Origin of the sequence: Campylobacter sp. VBCF_04 NA7, assembly GCF_027737405.1 — a bacterium.
Lineage (GTDB): Bacteria > Campylobacterota > Campylobacteria > Campylobacterales > Campylobacteraceae > Campylobacter_B.
The window spans coordinates 196,006-211,475 of sequence record NZ_JAOVTT010000002.1; the positions used below are offsets into that span (position 1 = coordinate 196,006).

Below are 15,470 nucleotides of genomic sequence, written 5' to 3' on the forward strand. Positions count from 1 at the left end.
AATTTGCCCGTAAATTAATTAAATTTTGGCTCAAATTTGAGCCAAAATTTTAATCTTAAAGCACAACCTTACCCATACTACTACTTATAAAATCCACAAGAAACGGCATTATAGCGCACAAAACCGCACACAAAGCCACGGCGAAATTTATCGGCGCGCTACTTTGGCGCAGTGCGGCGCGAAATTTAGCCGAGCGAAAGTCCGCCTCGCACAAAAACATACACACGATTAAACGCAGATAATAATACAGCGCAACCGCGCTATTTACCGCCATTATCACAGCCAAGCCGTAAAATTCGCCCCTAATAGCAGAGCCTAGCAAATATAATTTGCCCCAAAACAGCCCAAACGGCGGAATTCCAGCGAGGCTCAGCATAAAAATAGCCAGAGCAATCGCGCGCAGTGGAAATGTGTGGATAAGGCCATTAAATTTCTCATACGGGTATTCGAAACGGCTCCAAATTTCGCTACCGACGCCGTGCAAATCCCTTTTTTCTCTCGCGCTCCAAAGCACGGCAAATGCGCCTAAATTCGCCATTGCGTATAAAACCCAATAAACAAAAAGGCTTAAATTTGCTTCCGTCGTGCCGATAACTATGGCGCAAAGCCCAAATCCGGCGTGGCTAATCGCGCTGTAAGAAAGCATGCGTTTGACATCGTGCTGGACTAGTGCCATGATATTTGCCGCGCTCATTGTAAGCACGGCGATTGCGTATAAAACCGAGTTAAGCCACGCTACGCCTATGTTTTGCAGTGCTTCAAAAAGCCTAATGGCCACAATGAAGGCTGCGATTTTAGGCGCGACAGACATAAAGCCACTAAGGGCTGAGCTAGCGCCCTCGTAAGCGTCCATAATCCATGCGTGAAATGGGATAAATGATAGCTTAAAGCCGATAGAAGCTATCATAAATGCACTTGCGCCAAACAGAGCCGCGCTCGTGCTAAGGCCTGAATTTTGCGCAATCATAGCGATTTGCGAAATTTCAAATGAGCCTGTGATTAGGAAAAATAGCGCCGCACCAAATGCGTAAAACGCAGAACCTAGCGCGCCCATTACGAAGTATTTGAGCGCAGCCTCAGCAGAGCGCGCGCGGTTGTGCATGGCAATGAGTGTATAAAGTGCTAGCGATGAGGTCTCTAATCCAACGAAAATCATCATTAAATTTTCGCTTGATACCATAAATTCATACCCTAAAATCATAAAAAGAAAAATGGCGAAAAACTCCGCCACGCTGTATTCGTGCGCGCTTTTAGCCCCAAGGCTTAGCCAGATATAAAACACGCTACAACCTAAAATTATAAGAGTTGCAAGAATTGCTAGATTATCAACTAGCATAATATCGAAAAAGCCTCTTGCGCCGCCGCTGTATCCAAAAACGAAGCCAAAGTCCAAAATAAGGGCTAAAAGTGTGATTATGGCGTAGAAGTTTTGGGGTAATTTGCGCCCAAAAAGGCAAAGTGCTAAAATCAGTAGCGCAAATACGCACAAAATCGCCATTGGCACGATTACGGCTAAATTTAAAAGACTATTTTGCATTTATCACCGCCTTGAAATTTGCTTTTTCTATGTAGTTTTTGGTGGCTAAATTTTGGGCGTTGTGCGCCATGAGAGCGATATTTTCGCTCACACTTGGCGAAATGCGACTAAGCATAAAATTTGGCGCGACACCTAGAAAAATGCACAAAACACAAATCGGAACAATGCTTGAAATTTCGCTAAATTTCAAATCTTTTAAGCTTCTGTTTTGTTCGACGCAAATTTTGCCAAAAAATGTTTTTTTGTATAAATTTAAGCTATAAATCGCCCCCATAATTATACCAAATCCGCCAAAAAGCGCATACAAAAAGCCGATTTTATAAATGCCAAGCAGGCTTAAAAACTCGCCCACAAATCCAATCGTAAGCGGAAGTCCAATCCCACTAAATAAAACCACGCCAAAGCAAAAGGCATAAACTGGCATAATTTTGGCAAGTCCGCCAAACTCGCTTAGTAGCTTCGTGTGGCGTCTATCATAGATAAATCCCACAAGCATAAAAAGCCCGCCAGAGGTGATTCCGTGGCTAATCATTAAAAATATCGCCCCGCTAACGCCCTCGCTTCCAAGCGAGAAAATGCCTAGTATTATCACGCCCATGTGAGCGATAGAGCTGTAAGCGACGACTTGTTTTATGTCTTTTTGCGCAAATGCGATGAAGCTGGTATAAATCACCATAATTACCGCCAAAACGCACATTAAAGGGGCAAAATGCACGCACGCATCAGGGAAAAGTGGCAACGAAAATCGCACGAAGCCGTAAGTTCCCATTTTTAGCAAAACAGCTGCTAGCAAAACAGAGCCGATTGTAGGGGCCTGTCCGTGCGCGTAAGGTAGCCAAGTGTGAAATGGAAACATCGGTGTTTTTATCGCAAAAGCAATTCCAAAAGCCAAAAATAGCAAATTTTGCGCATTTATTGGCAAATTTAGCCCCTGCCACGCGATGAGATTAAAGCTTAGTTCGCCCGTGGATTTGTAGTATAAATACGCCATTGCGATTAGCCCCACGAGCAAAAACATAGAGCCAAAAAATGTGTAGATAAAAAATTTCACCCCAGCATAAATCCTGCGTCCGCTTCCCCACGCGCCGATGATATAGAGCATTGGGATAAGAGAGAGTTCCCAAAATATATAAAACAATATCGCATCAAGCGCGACAAATACCCCAATCATCGTCATTTCTAAAAACAAAACCGAGATGATTAAATTTTTAACCCTCTCCCTTATGCTTAGGCTAATTAGGGCCAAAAATGTCATTAGCGTGCTTAAAATCACCAAAAATAGGCTAATCCCATCTACGCCGATAAAATAGCTTATCCCATACGCGCTAATTATGCTAGCCGAGGTGCTAAACGAGGTCCCGCCCTCGTAAAAAGCCAGCAAAAAGAGCGAAAGCGCAAATTCTATCAGGCTCATCATCACGGCATAAGTTTTTATGCTCCGCTCATCGATAAAAACCCCAAGCGCCCCAGCGACGGCTGGGAAAAATATAATTAAACTTAAAAAATGCTCCATAATCTACCTTAAATCAAAAATACTAAAACCAAAAGCGCAAAAAAGCCAAAAATCATCAATCTCAAATTTGTGCCCAAATTTGTCCCGTCGTTTGCGCCTTGGAGCGCAAAGCCCATTTTTAGTAGCGCTTTGGCGATTAGATCTACAATGCTATCAATGATCGCGCTATCTATTTTGGCGCAAATTTGGCTTATGATTTTATAGCTTCCCACTATGAAAATGTCGTAAAATTGCGGTATAAAATACTGCGCGCTTAAAATTTTGTAAATTTTAGAATTTTTCAAATTTGGGCTAAATTTTGCGTTTTTATATGCAAAAATTGTAGCGATTGCCACAACGCTAATAGCACCTAGCGTTAAAGCGATTAGCAAAATTTCGGTGTTGCGTGAAATTTCATTATGAAAGCTTGGCAAAACATAGCCCACAAAGCCGTAAAACTCAGCCGCGAAAAAGCCGCAAATCATCGCCAAAACCGCCAAAACGCTCATTGCAAGCAGAGCATAAGACTTCGCCTCGTGCGGGTCGTGGTCGTATTTTTTCTCGCCAAAAAAGACAAGCATTAAAAGCCTAAAACTATAAAATGTAGTCAAAAGCGCGCCAAAAAACAAAACCGCCCAGATAAAGTGCGCCCCACTAGCAAAGGCAGTTTCTAAAATTTTATCCTTTGAGAAAAATCCAGAAAATGGATAAAACCCGCAAAGTGCTAGCGAACCGATACTCATAAGCGCAAGGCTAGGCTTCATAAATTTAGCCAGCGCGCCCATTTTTTGGATATTTAGTTTGCCTGCCATAGCGTGCATTACATTTCCAGCCCCAAGGAAAAGAAGCGATTTAAAAAACGCGTGAGTTACAAGGTGAAAAAGCGCGATAGCATACGCCCCAAGCCCTGCTGCTACGAACATATAGCCAAGTTGGGATAGCGTAGAGTAGGCTATGATTTTTTTAAGATCATTATGCACGCACGCCATTGACGCGGCAAAAATCGCTACAAACGCCCCAAGATAGGTGATAGCTTGCGCCACATCAGGGGCGAGCGCAAAGATAGAATTTGCCCTAATCACCAAATAAACGCCAGCCGTAACCATAGTCGCAGCGTGGATTAGCGCAGAAACTGGCGTAGGTCCCGCCATAGCGTCAGCTAGCCATGTATGAAATGGAAACTGTGCGCTTTTGCCCATAGCACCGATGAAAAGCAATGCAGCAATGAGCGCAAGTGCGCCCCTGTCGGCACTGCTAGCGTTTGCTAGGACATCATCATAGGCAAACGAGCCGAAATTTAGATAAATCGCAAAAATTCCAAGTAGCATGGCAAGGTCGGCTATGCGGTTCATGATAAAGGCTTCGTTCGCGCACCAGGCGTTATTATCCCTATCGTGCCAAAAGCCGATTAGTAGCCACGAGCAAAGCCCCACGCCCTCCCAGCCGATAAAAAGCCCGATAAAATTATCGCTTAGCACTAAAACTAGCATTGAAAAGACAAAAAGCCCAAGGTAAGCGAAAAATTTGGCGAAGCCCGGATCTTTTTGCATATAATAAATCGAATAAATATGCACCACGGAGCTTACGATCCCCACGGTAATCGCCATAATCGTGCTAAGAGAGTCGATCATCACGCCGTATTTTATATTTAGTTCGCCCACACTTATGAAATTTGCTAGCGCAATGTCCATACCGCCGTTTTGCAGGACAAATTCCACTAGCCACAGCGAAGCGATTGTGCCAAGCACTATTAGGCACGAGCAGATGACACCCACGAATAATTTATCCCTAAATTTGATAAAAATCCCAGCGAAAATCGCCGAAACTAGCGGGGCAAAAAGTGCGATTAATAGCCAAAAAAACATAGTATCAAGCATTTTTTTCTCCGCGTGGAATTTTAAAATTTACAAAACTATCTATTTCGATACTGCCTGTTTTTTTATACCACAAAATCAAAAGCGCTAGTCCCACGGCAATCTCGCTAGCAGCGATTGCTATGATAAAAAGGGCGAAAATTTCGCCATTTAAATTTTGGTGAAATTTAGCGATTGCCACAAGGGCTAAATTTGCAGAATTTAGCAAAATTTCGGTTGAGAAAAATAGCATTATTAAATTTTGTCTTTTCATAACCCCCACAAGCCCCAAAACAAACATAAGACTTGCCACGATTAAATAGTGATTTAGGCTCATGCCTCCTCCTTTATCGCGCTTTCTTCGTAGCTTTGGCAAATATCCATTTGTTTGTGAGTTAGCACGATAGCGCAAATCATCGCCACAAGTAGCATTATGGCGACCACCTCGAAAATCAGCAAATATTTCGTAAAAAGCAGAGTTCCGATAGCTTGGATATTGTCGCTATTTGGGATTTTTAGGCTTGGCGCGTCATTTGCGATGAGCGCACCTGAGATGATTAGCACTAGCAAAAGCGAGATAAAAATGGCTAAGGTGTAGAAGATTTTGGCATGTTTTGCGCTCTCTTTAACATTTTTGCTAGCGTCAAAAAACATAAGCGAAAACCCATACAGCACCATTACTGCGCCCGTATAGACTATGATTTGCACTACGCCTAGAAATTCAGCCCCGAGCAAAAAGAAAAATCCGCTCAAAAATATCATGCCGCCAGCCAGTGCGCTCATAGCATAAAGCAAATTTCGCGAAAACACACTCACGCTAAAAAGCCCCAAGGTAAGGATTGCGAAAAAATAAAACGCAAAAGCCTCTATCATAAGCTCTCCTTTTCATCGCTAAAATACGCAGTAGGCGTGCGCTTCACGCGCGCTCCTGCGTTCGCGTCCAAGCTTCCATAGCCCTCAAATTCTTTATTTGCATCTACCAAGCACAAATCCTCGCCCCTGCTTAAAAAATCCTCTTTAAATCCATAATACGCCCGCTGTTCGCTTGCTAGCTCGTATTCGCTACCATGCACGATTGCGATTTCTGGGCAGACATCGGCGCACAGCCCACAATACACGCACCTGCCTAAATTTATGGAGTAGTTTTCGACCTTTTTGCGCCCGTCGCTTCCAAGGCTAGTTTGCATGGCAATGCAGTTTGAGACGCAGATTTTTTCGCATAGCCCACAGCCTATGCAGCGCTCATTTCCGCTTTCTAGCAATCTCATTAGCCTATGCACGCCACGATACCTTAATCCCAAATCAAATTTTTCTTGCGGATAGATTAGAGTGTGGGTATTGCCACGGGCAAGCATTTGGCGAAGCACGACCCAAAGCCCCACAAAAAGCTCGCCCCTAAATGTGCGAATTAAAAATTCTCTAAATTTGTCTTTGTTATTTAAAAGCGGTTTTCGTTTGTCGATTTCTTTGTAAATTCCCATAATCTTTCCTATAAAATCACAATGCCAGTGATCAAAATACTAAGTAGCGCTAGTGGCATGCAAACCTTCCAACAAAGCGCCATTAGCTGGTCTGGGCGCAGGTGCGGAAATGCCGCTCTGCTCCATAAAAACAAAAAGAAGAAAAAGCCCGCTTTAAGGGCTATCATCACCCAGCCAGGAATAAACCAAAAGCTATTGTATCCGCCAAAAAATATGAGCGAGATTACGATAGAGTAGGTTATCATATTGGCGTATTCGCCGATGAAAAACATACCGCCCCTTAACCCAGAATACGCCGTGCTAGCCCCTGCTAAAAGCTCGGTTTCGTTCTCGGTAAGGCAAAGTGGCGTGCGGTTACACTCCACAAACGAAGCGATTAAAAATAGCGCGAAACATACCGGCTCTTTCCACACAAACCACTTCTCAATCCCGCCACTTTGGGTATTTACGATATCAATCAGTGAGAGTGAGCCCACAATCATAATAATCGGAATTAGGCTTAAAGCGTTAATAACCTCAAAGCTAATTAGTTGCAAAAAGGCGCGAAATGAGCCGATTAAGCCGTATTTATTATAGCTTGCCAAACCTCCGATAACTAGCCCATAAACGCCAGCAGCACTAGCTCCAAGCAAAAACAAAAGCGCGACATTTATATCAGCGATAATCGGGCGAATAGTATGGCCAAAAAGGCTAAATTCAGGCAAAAGCGGCACCACGCTAATAGCCACAAGCGCAGCGGCAGCTGAGATAATCGGCGAAATTTTATAAAGAAACTTATTCGCATGCGTTGGAATCGTATCTTCTTTGGTGATTAGTTTAATCATATCGGCTACGACTTGAAGCACGCCAGCAGGCCCCACGATAGCAGGACCTAAGCGGCGCTGCATATAGGCGATGACCTTGCGCTCGATATATGTCGCAAAGCCCGCCATTGTGGCGATTAGAGCGATGATGATTAGACATTTAATGAAGGTAAATGCGAAATTTAGGGCAAACTCACTCATTATTGCCTCCGATTTTTTCGATTTTTACGGCTTTGTAGCGCGAATTTACAAAAATATTTTGCGTAGGAATTTTTGCGTCGAAATATCCTAGATAAACCCCGTGAAATTTATCATCAAATTTGACTTTAATTACGATTTTTTCGCCCTCGCACTCGATTTTTACCATATCGTTTAGAGCTAAATTTAGCTCTTGCGCGATTTGCGGGTGCATAAATATCGCGCCACTTTCGCCAAGAGCTGCGCTAATGCCGGTAAATGCGTTAAATTGGTGAAGCGGGTTTGCTTCATAGATTAAAATTTCGCCGTTTTTAGCGCAAATCTCATCTGAAACAAAGATGTCAAATTTATCAGAATTTGGCGAAATTTGGCGGTTTTGCAGAGCGTATCCGCGGTGATTTTCCCCGCAGTTGTCGTAAAAATTCTCTAAATCATCAAATTTGATTTTTTCGAAATACTCGCCCAAATTTGGCGTGTATGAAATCGCAAAAGTGGCATTAACGCCAAGGGCGTTTGCGATATCGTTTAGCTCGTATCCGCCGTATGCCAATGCCGCATTTGTCGGCACTACGCGCTTGTCGTAGTTAGTGAAGGTGCCCTCTTGTTGCACTAGGCTAGGCGCGTGTAAATCCGCGTCAATCACGCCAAATTTAAAATCGCCGTCCTCGTTGTATCCTAAAATCTCGCCAACTCCCTTCTCGCCAAGATTGCAGATTAGCGCCACGCCAAGGCTATTTGTGCGAGGCGGTATGATTAAGACGCTAAAATTCGTATATCGCTCAATAAGCCCAAGCAGTTTCGCAAGGGTGTCAGCGCGTGGGTGTTTGATAAAATCCTCGCCGATGATTAGGGCGGGATTTTGGGCGTTTTGGCAAATTTCGCGGAGGACGTTTTCGTCTAAATTTAGGTTTTTTGCGAAATTTGAAACTTTATTTTCGCCTGAAATTTCAAAATTTGCGCCCAGTTTTTTATCCAGCCACTCTGGCATTTGCGTGCCAAAATTTTGCAAAATCCATAGCAGAATTTGCGCTTCCAAACCCGCCTTGTGCTGGCATGAAATGAGATTTTTGCCAAATGCGTCTAGTCCGCTATCACGCACGGCGTGAAAATACAGAGCGCGCGATTTTCGCACTTTTAGGGCGTTATTTAGCGCGTAAGCCAAATTTGGCGCGTCCGAGCGCAAAAAACTGCCCGCACACACGATAAAATCGCTATTTCGCACGGCTTGTTCGCTCCCGCTGTATAATCTCATACCGCTATATTCGCTAAAATTTCGCAAAAAATCTTGATATCTTTTGGCCTCGTAATTTATCAAATTTAGGTCGAATTTTTCGCGCAAAAGCTCTAAAATTCGCGCTTCCTCGTTTGTGATGAAGCTGTTAAATTTGATATTTTTGATAACGCTGGTTTTTATTTTTTCTACAATTTCATTAAATTTGGCTTCATTTTTAACCGCGTTTTCGTTTGAAAAATCCCAGCCAAAGCGCGCCCCGGCGTGAAGAGGGGCAAAATTTATATCGCTACTTACGCGGTAAATTTTCTCTTTTGGCTCGGAAATTGCAGTGCGTTTTACCTCGTAAAAAAGCAGTTCGCAATCGCTCGTGTGCGGGTTGGAGGCTGGTATTTTGCGAAGCTCCCAAGCATTTGAGCTGTATTTAAACGCACTCACGCTTAGCGCGCCAGTAGGGCACGCGGCCGCGCACTCGCCGTAATTTACGCAATCATCATCATCGCTAACGCGCGCGATTAGGCTTTTTTGCATTTTATTTAGCACGGCGTAGGCGTCTTTTGGCATGCTATCTTTTAAATTTGGACTTAGTGGTTCGCTCTGGCGCGCTACTAGTTTAAAGGCGTCAAATCCTAGGCGATCTTTGGCTGTTTTTATACAGCGTTCGCACACAATGCAAAGGCTAGGATCGTAGCTTAAAAACCCCCAATCCTCTACCTTTTTCGCGCTATCAACCACGGCGAAGGATTGAGCGCTAACGCGCATTTGCTGGGTTAGGTTTTGCAATTCGCACTCGCCACTTTTATCGCATACACCACACTCCAATGGGTGATTTATACAATAAACCTGCATTATGGCGTTGCGCTCTTTGCTTAAATTTGGCGAGTTTGTGATCACGCTCATGCCCTCTTTTGCCTTGGCGTTACAGCTATATACTACCTTTTCATCGGCCTCGACCATACACAGCCTGCACGCTAGCGTGGGCGACGCGCCATGCAGGTAGCATAGAGTCGGGATATAAATCCCGTTTTCGCGCGCGATTTCTAAAATGCTCTGCCCTTCGCTAAATTCGCAAATTTGCCCGTCAATTGTAATTTTTGCCATTAAATCCTGCTTATTTTGGCTATTTCGAAGTCATAGCCACTGAAATTTTCTCCCCCAAAACCAAGTCTTGCGACCGTGCCTTTTAAATTTGCGTCTAACTCAAATTTGCGTTTTACGCTAAAATTTGGCGTGCTTATTTCGCACATATCGCCGTCTTTGATCTTTGCGACCATGCTAAAATACGCCCCACCGATGAATTTATCATCGAGGCTGTGTTTGAAAACCACGGCGCCGTCGAAGCTTTCAAGCTCTTTTAGCTCGCTTAAATTTTGCTTTTGCGGGCAAAATTCCTCGCCATTTAGGCGCAAAATTTTAAATTTATACTCATCTTGCAAAAGCGATAAAAATGTTTGGATATTTGCCTTGTCGCTGTGAGTATCGATAAGAGCGTCATCTATAATGAGTATTTCGCAACCACTCAAAAATTCGCTCAAAACCTCGATTTCCTCGTCTCCGACATTGCTCTCTGCGCTCATAAACGCATCGTCTAAATCCTCAAAAAACGCCTTTTGCGTGGCGTCCAAATTTGGCAAACTCATACACAAAAGCGCCAAAACATAGCCCTGTGCGCCGATTTCACATTTGATTAAATTTTCATAGCCCTCATCTTGCAGGGCAGAAAGGGTTAAAATTTCATCATTTTTAAATTTTTCCCATAAATTTGGTGCTTGCAATCTTAGCAACGAAGCGCAATTTAGTATTTTCATTTTTTTCCTTTTCTAGCGACTATCATCCAGTCAGCTTGGTTGTATCTAAGTGAGTTTAAAAGTGTCGAATTTAGCCCTTCCACGAGGTTTGCACTGGCTTTGATTTGGTCGAATTCGCCCATTTCAAAGATAAAAATCATAGTCTCGTTTGGGGCAGAGTTTTTCAAAATTTCCCCCATGCGGTTTAGGAAATTTCCCCGTAAATGGCGCAAATCGTATCGCCTCATCGATCCACCTCGCCAAGAAGTATATTTGAACTACCGATTATCGCGGCTGCGTCGGCTAGGTAGTGGCCTGGCAGTATCTCCTCATACAGCGCGCAGTGCCAAAAGCTAGGTGTGCGCACTTTGAGCCGATACGGGCGCGAATCCCCTGTGGAGTAAATGTAGTATCCAAGCTCGCCCTTTGGGGTCTCGGTAGCGTGATAAATCTCGCCAGCAGGGGGTTTTAGCCCTTGTGTAATTAGGACAAAATGTTGCATTAGCGAGTAGTTTTGCGTCATAATCTGCTCTTTGCTAGGGCTTATGAATTCCGGATTATCGGCTAAAATTCCAGCTGGCGAGCTTTTATACAGCCCCGCACACTGGCGCAAAATTTTAAGGCTTTCCTTCATTTCGGCGATATAGCATTTATACCTAGCGTAGCAATCCCCAGCGTTCGCGTAAGGCACATCGAAGTCTAGCTCGTCGTAGATGAGATAAGGCTCCTCTTTTCTGATATCCCATTTATGCCCGCTAGCCCTTAGCATGACGCCAGAACAGCCCAAATTTAGGGCGTCTTCTTTGGAGATTACACCGACATTTTGTGTGCGCAAAAGCCAAATTCTATTATTATCTAGCAAATCTTCAAATTCTTTAATATCATTTGGGAAATCATCGCAAAAGCTAAGCATTTCCTCGCACCAAAGCTCAGGCAAATCCACAAAAACGCCACCGATTTTTATGCTGTTGTGCGTTAGCCTTGCGCCGCAGTATTTTTCTATGAGATCCAATACATGCTCGCGCGAGCGAAAGCAGTATAAAAACACGCTCATAGCCCCGATATCTAGGGCGTGCGTGCCCAAAAAAAGCAGGTGAGAGCTAATGCGATTTAGCTCTAATAAAATCGTGCGAATAATCTGGGCTCTGCGTGGCACCTCGATACCGCACAACTTCTCCACAGCAGCGCAAAATCCGTAGTTATTCGCGCTTGCTGCGATATAATCCATGCGATCAGTTACTGGCACAAATTCGCTATAAATCATATTTTCTGCCATTTTTTCCACGCCTCGGTGCATGAAGCCAACCTCTGGGCGTGCGCGCACGATTAGCTCGCCGTCGAGTTCCAAGACTAATTTTAGCTGACCATGCGCGCTAGGGTGTTGGGGGCCGAAATTTAGTATCATATTGCTCCCAACGCGCGTAAATTCGGTATTTTCAAAAAATGGTCTAAGTTTGGTCGGTTTTTGCATTATTTTCTCTCTGTTATGATTTTGTGTGCGCCTCGTTTGGCCTTTTTGATGAAGCGCACTCCGCTAGGTTCTTGGTATTCTTGCGCGCTAGCTTTGCTCGGTCTAGCCTCGCCATAAGGGGTTTCGTGGTTTATGCGTGAGAAATTAAAGGTATCTTTGTCATCAACCATAGCCGAATCGCGGTTTTCCTCGCCGATTAATTCTCGCTTTTCGCGCCCGAAAATTTTATCCACCTCATACCATTTGGCAAATTCGTCGCCTTGGAGCGGATATGATTTTAAAAGTGGGTGGCCAAACCAGTCATTTGGCATTAAAATTCGTCCTAAATTTGGGTGTCCCGCAATCCATACCCCCATCATATCGTATAATTCACGCTCCGCCCAGTTCGCGCTTTTAAAAATACCTGTCGCGCTTGGCAGATACTCGCCGATTTTTACGAAGCATTTTGCTCTCATACGGCGCGCTCTGTGTATGTCAAGTAGCTGATAAAAAACCTCGATTCCGCCACTTTTAGCTATGAAATCAACCCCGCTTAGCTCGCATAAAATTTCATATCCTAGCTCTTTGCACGCTTTAAGCGCAGACAAAATTTCATCTTTTTGTGTGTAAATTACAAGGGTGTCAAATTCGACATAAGCGTTTAAAATTTCAAATTTGGCTAAATTTGATAAATTTTCAAAATCATCGCTAAATTTGGAATTTTTCGGGTCAAATTTTTCACTTTTTTTGGGGATAAAAAATCTATCGTTGTAGTAGTTTTTCGCGTTTTTATCGCCCTTTGGTGTGTATTTTCTCATCAAATCAGCCTTTTTGGTTTTTGCGTTCTACATGCTCTTTCGCGGCGGATTTTTTTCTGCAAAATCATCAGCGCAAACTGCAATGTCTCTGGTCTAGGCGCACAGCCCGGCAGATAGATATCCACAGGCACCACTCTATCGCAGCCCTGAACCGTGGCGTATGTGTTAAACATACCGCCTGTATTGGCGCAAGAACCCATTGAAATCACCCATTTTGGTTCAGGCATCGCATCATATAGTCTGCGGGTGAATTCGGCGTGTTTTTTCGTAAGCGTGCCTGCGATTATCATCACATCGGCTTGTTTGGCTGAGGCGCGAAAAATCGTCCCAAACCTGTCGAAATCATACCTGCCAGCGCCCGCGGCCATCATCTCTATCGCGCAACACGCTAGCCCATAGGTCATAGCCCACAGCGAATTTGACCTGCCCCAATTTATCAGCTTATCGGCAGTGGTAAGCACGATAGGAAGGCCATTTTCTTTGGTGTAGTCTATTTTGTGCTCTGCCATGAAAGCGCTCCTTTTTTCCACGCATAAACAAATCCTACGCCAAGCAATGCGATGAATAAAATCATCTCGGCAAATCCAAACGCGCCTAAGAGTTTGAAATTCACAGCCCACGGAAACATAAAGATAATCTCAACATCAAAAAGTATAAACAAAACCGCAACTATGTAGAAGTGTGAATTTATCGAATTTGGCTGTTTTACGGCCTCTGGGCCTGCTTCGTAAAAATCATTTTTCAATCTCTCATCATTGCGATTGGCGAGTTTTTTACTGATAATCGAGCTTAATTTTACGGTGAGTGAAAACACGCAAAACGCCAAAATAAACATAATAAAAATGCCTAAATATGATGAATCGTTTGGAAGTCTTGACATTTTTTACCTTAAATTTGAAAATTTGGCTTAATTTTATCATTTTATGATTTATAAAATCTTACTTTGCGTTTTAAATAAGCTTTTTCATAAAAATTTAAGAAAAAAGATAAAAAATGTCAATATAAATTTTGCCCCCGTTTTTTAGTTTTTTTTAAATGGATAAAGGGTAGAATTGAGAGGTTATTTTTAAATTTTTGGGGATAAATTTTGAAAACACAAAAAATCAACCTCCTTTTAATCGGTATAACTCTTGGTGCGATGATTTATTTTTTTATTTGGGGTTTTGGATTTATAGGAAATGCTAATAAACTAATCTTCGTAATCTCCGTATTTTTGGGCGTTTTCATGGCGTTTAACATCGGCGGAAACGATGTGGCAAATAGCTTTGGCACAAGCGTGGGAAGCGGGACACTGACTATCACGCAGGCTCTTTGTATCGCGGCTGTGTTTGAAGCAAGTGGCGCAATCATCGCTGGCGGCGAGGTTACGGCGTCGATTAGAAGCGGGATTATTGATTTTGGTGGCTCTCACATACACCCGAGCGATTTTATTTATATTATGATGAGTGCGCTTTTTGCGGCTGGGGCGTGGCTACTTTTCGCTAGCAAGCACGGACTTCCTGTTTCGACCACACATGCGATTGTAGGCGGAATTGTCGGCTCTGGCATAACGCTTGGATTTTTGATGAATAATCCTGAAATCTCAGCCCTAGGCTTAGTCCAATGGGGCAAAATCGGTAAAATCGCCAGCTCATGGGTGCTCTCGCCACTTCTTGGGGGGCTGATTTCGTATGGTGTGTTTTGGCTGATTAAGCACTATATTTTGGATTATAACAAATACGCGCAAATTCGCATTGACCGCATAAAACGCGAAAAAAAGGCACTTCGCAAACTACACAAAAAAACATTTGAAACGCTCGATGATATCCAAAAAATCGCCTACGCAGAGGCTGTCAATCACGATATCTACGCTATGAAAGACCCTGATTTCGATCCGAGCGAGCTAGATAGCGATTATTATAAAAAAATCGTAAATTTGGATAGGAAAAAAGAGGGTTTAAAATCGCATAGAGCGCTAGAATTTGGAATTCCAGCCGTGGCAGGGATTGGGGCGTTTGTAATCTCATCAATGCTGATTTTTAAGGGACTTCAAAATTTAGATTTAGGGCTAAGCGATATTCACAATTACCTAATTATCGGCATGGTCACGGTGGTAACTTGGCTTTTGATGTTTATTTTCGCCAAGACTTTGCGCAGGTCTGATCTGCATAAATCGACATTTTTGATGTTTAGCTGGTTGCAGGTCTTAACAGCGTGCGGATTTGCTTTTTCGCACGGCTCGAACGATATCGCAAACGCCGTAGGGCCGTTTGCTGCGATACTTGATACGCTTGCGAGTGGTTCGATTAACGGCGATAGCCCTGTGCCACCGCAAATCATGGTAATGTTTGCCGTAGCGCTTATCGTGGGGCTTTGGTTTGTAGGAAAAGAGGTAATCGCCACTGTGGGGACGAATCTGACCGAGATACACCCTGCCTCTGGATTTAGCGCAGAGCTAGCCAGCGCAATCGTAGTCATGGTAGCCTCTGTGCTAGGGCTTCCGATTTCATCGACGCATGTGTTAATCGGCGCGATTTTGGGAATCGGCGTAGTCAATGGCAACACAAACTGGTCTTTGATGAAGCCAATAGGGCTAGCGTGGATTATCACACTTCCTGCCTCATCACTTTTAGCTGCGGTGATGTTTATAGTTTTAAGGCATGTGATTTAAATTTTAAATTTGGCGTTACGAGAAATGCGAAGCATTTCAGTAAAATTAAATCAGCTAAATTTAAAGCGAAGCTTTAAATTTAGCCACTTCTAAGGTTTTACAGGGGTGGGGGTTGGTAAGGGGGAGGGTAGCGTCTCCTAAAAAGCGCGCCCTCCCCCTTACAGAGAATT

The 15,470-nt window shown here is 43.6% G+C and carries 15 protein-coding genes; 1 reads left to right on the plus strand and 14 read right to left on the minus strand.

Going from position 1 to position 15,470, the window contains the following annotated elements:
* Nucleotides 1–55: 55 nt before the first annotated feature.
* The 14 genes from nuoN to OFO00_RS02830 are packed head-to-tail and all read right to left on the minus strand — an operon-like array spanning nt 56 to nt 13,530.
* Nucleotides 56–1,537 carry an NADH-quinone oxidoreductase subunit NuoN gene (gene nuoN / locus OFO00_RS02765; protein WP_270864790.1) on the minus strand — a complete coding sequence of 494 codons (1,482 nt, stop codon included), beginning with the start codon at nt 1,535–1,537 and terminating at the stop codon, nt 56–58.
* The gene (locus OFO00_RS02770) at nt 1,527–3,050 is read right to left on the minus strand and encodes an NADH-quinone oxidoreductase subunit M (RefSeq protein WP_270864791.1); all 1,524 of its coding nucleotides are present in this window, start codon (nt 3,048–3,050) and stop codon (nt 1,527–1,529) included. The genes nuoN and OFO00_RS02770 overlap by 11 nt, the downstream gene beginning before the upstream one ends.
* 8 nt (nt 3,051–3,058) lie before the next feature.
* Nucleotides 3,059–4,906, minus strand: a complete 1,848-nt coding sequence (gene nuoL, locus OFO00_RS02775) for an NADH-quinone oxidoreductase subunit L (RefSeq protein ID WP_270864792.1) — start codon at nt 4,904–4,906, stop codon at nt 3,059–3,061.
* The gene (gene nuoK, locus OFO00_RS02780; protein ID WP_270858447.1) at nt 4,899–5,219 is read right to left on the minus strand and encodes an NADH-quinone oxidoreductase subunit NuoK; all 321 of its coding nucleotides are present in this window, start codon (nt 5,217–5,219) and stop codon (nt 4,899–4,901) included. The genes nuoL and nuoK overlap by 8 nt, the downstream gene beginning before the upstream one ends.
* Entirely contained in the window at nt 5,216–5,755 is a 540-nt protein-coding gene (locus tag OFO00_RS02785) for an NADH-quinone oxidoreductase subunit J (protein ID WP_270864793.1), read from the minus strand. The genes nuoK and OFO00_RS02785 overlap by 4 nt, the downstream gene beginning before the upstream one ends.
* Nucleotides 5,752–6,363 (minus strand): NADH-quinone oxidoreductase subunit NuoI, encoded by a 612-nt coding sequence (gene nuoI / locus OFO00_RS02790; RefSeq protein WP_270862937.1) that lies wholly within the window; start codon nt 6,361–6,363, stop codon nt 5,752–5,754. Before nuoI ends, OFO00_RS02785 begins: the two co-directional genes overlap by 4 nt.
* A gap of 8 nt (nt 6,364–6,371) precedes the next feature.
* Nucleotides 6,372–7,367, minus strand: a complete 996-nt coding sequence (gene nuoH / locus OFO00_RS02795) for an NADH-quinone oxidoreductase subunit NuoH (RefSeq protein ID WP_270864794.1) — start codon at nt 7,365–7,367, stop codon at nt 6,372–6,374.
* On the minus strand, nt 7,360–9,696 hold the full coding sequence (locus tag OFO00_RS02800; protein ID WP_270864795.1) for an NADH-quinone oxidoreductase subunit G: 2,337 nt from the start codon (nt 9,694–9,696) through the stop codon (nt 7,360–7,362). Before OFO00_RS02800 ends, nuoH begins: the two co-directional genes overlap by 8 nt.
* Entirely contained in the window at nt 9,696–10,403 is a 708-nt protein-coding gene (locus OFO00_RS02805; protein WP_270864796.1) for a hypothetical protein, read from the minus strand. The genes OFO00_RS02800 and OFO00_RS02805 overlap by 1 nt, the downstream gene beginning before the upstream one ends.
* A complete protein-coding gene (locus OFO00_RS02810) occupies nt 10,400–10,630 on the minus strand; it encodes an NADH-ubiquinone oxidoreductase subunit E family protein (protein WP_270864797.1) in 231 nt (76 codons plus the stop codon). The genes OFO00_RS02805 and OFO00_RS02810 overlap by 4 nt, the downstream gene beginning before the upstream one ends.
* Complete coding sequence (gene nuoD / locus OFO00_RS02815; protein ID WP_270864798.1) at nt 10,627–11,853, minus strand: NADH dehydrogenase (quinone) subunit D; 1,227 nt, start codon at nt 11,851–11,853, stop codon at nt 10,627–10,629. The genes OFO00_RS02810 and nuoD overlap by 4 nt, the downstream gene beginning before the upstream one ends.
* Nucleotides 11,853–12,650, minus strand: coding sequence for an NADH-quinone oxidoreductase subunit C (locus OFO00_RS02820; RefSeq protein WP_270864799.1), 798 nt, complete (start codon nt 12,648–12,650; stop codon nt 11,853–11,855). The genes nuoD and OFO00_RS02820 overlap by 1 nt, the downstream gene beginning before the upstream one ends.
* Nucleotides 12,650–13,159, minus strand: coding sequence for a NuoB/complex I 20 kDa subunit family protein (locus OFO00_RS02825; protein WP_270864800.1), 510 nt, complete (start codon nt 13,157–13,159; stop codon nt 12,650–12,652). The genes OFO00_RS02820 and OFO00_RS02825 overlap by 1 nt, the downstream gene beginning before the upstream one ends.
* Nucleotides 13,141–13,530, minus strand: coding sequence for an NAD(P)H-quinone oxidoreductase subunit 3 (locus tag OFO00_RS02830; protein ID WP_270864801.1), 390 nt, complete (start codon nt 13,528–13,530; stop codon nt 13,141–13,143). The genes OFO00_RS02825 and OFO00_RS02830 overlap by 19 nt, the downstream gene beginning before the upstream one ends.
* A gap of 207 nt (nt 13,531–13,737) precedes the next feature.
* Between OFO00_RS02830 and OFO00_RS02835 the strand changes: the two genes are divergently transcribed.
* On the plus strand, nt 13,738–15,300 hold the full coding sequence (locus tag OFO00_RS02835; RefSeq protein WP_442867902.1) for an inorganic phosphate transporter: 1,563 nt from the start codon (nt 13,738–13,740) through the stop codon (nt 15,298–15,300).
* Nucleotides 15,301–15,470 lie beyond the last annotated feature (170 nt).